Source organism: Agromyces humi (genome assembly GCF_009720255.1).
Lineage (GTDB): Bacteria > Actinomycetota > Actinomycetes > Actinomycetales > Microbacteriaceae > Agromyces > Agromyces humi.
The window spans coordinates 1-656 of the sequence record NZ_WJSP02000741.1 but is presented as its reverse complement, the minus strand read 5'-3'; the positions used below and the strand labels follow the sequence as shown (position 1 = coordinate 656).

The 656-nt window shown below is 74.5% G+C and carries 1 protein-coding gene and 1 pseudogene; both read right to left on the bottom strand.

What is annotated here, in order from left to right; genetic code table 11:
* A pseudogene (locus tag GH736_RS23920) lies at positions 1-245 on the bottom strand (NAD(P)H-hydrate dehydratase); the annotation flags it as partial.
* Positions 229-656 (bottom strand): histidine phosphatase family protein (locus GH736_RS23915; RefSeq protein WP_162529612.1); only part of this gene is annotated, 428 nt, incomplete at its 5' end. The pseudogene GH736_RS23920 and the gene GH736_RS23915, both read right to left, overlap by 17 nt.

The following is a 656-nucleotide window of genomic DNA, read 5'->3' as shown; positions in this document are numbered from 1 at the left end:
ACCCCGGCCTCCGGCACCGCCATCGCCACGGGCAGTGCGATCGAGCCGGAAGTGACGAGCGTCAGCCGCCCGGCGCCGACGCGCAGTGCGGCCACGCCCGCGAGCAGCACGCCGCCCGGGGAGTGCTCCGAGCCGCCGATCACCACCACGCGACCGCGGGCATCCTTCGAGCCGCCCGGCGCCGGCAGCGGCCACGCTCGCAGCATCCGCTCGTCGGCCGGGATCGCCTCAGCGGGGCGTGACATCGTCCGCTCCCGGATGGGCGGTGACCGGGGCTCCCTCGACGCGGAGGTGCGCGACGTCACCGAACTCGACGAGGCGCCACCGGCCGTCGACGCGTTCCAGGTGCGTGACCGACGCGTTGCCGACCACGTTGGCGCGCGCGAACTCGAGCAGCTCGGTCTCGCTGAGGCCGAGCAGCACGTAGAGCGAGACCATGACGATCGCGTCGTGGGCCATGACGAAGGCGCGCTCGCCGGCGGCGGCCTCGAAGTCACCGAAGAAGGAGCGCAGCCGCAGCGCGATGTCGGCCCAGGACTCGCCGCCCGGCGGCCGGTGGTAGAACTTGCCGAGGTGCCGCCGGCGTGCGACCTCGCCCGGGAACCGCGCCGCGACGCCGGTGTGCGTGAGGAGGTCGAGCACGCCGAGCTCGCGAT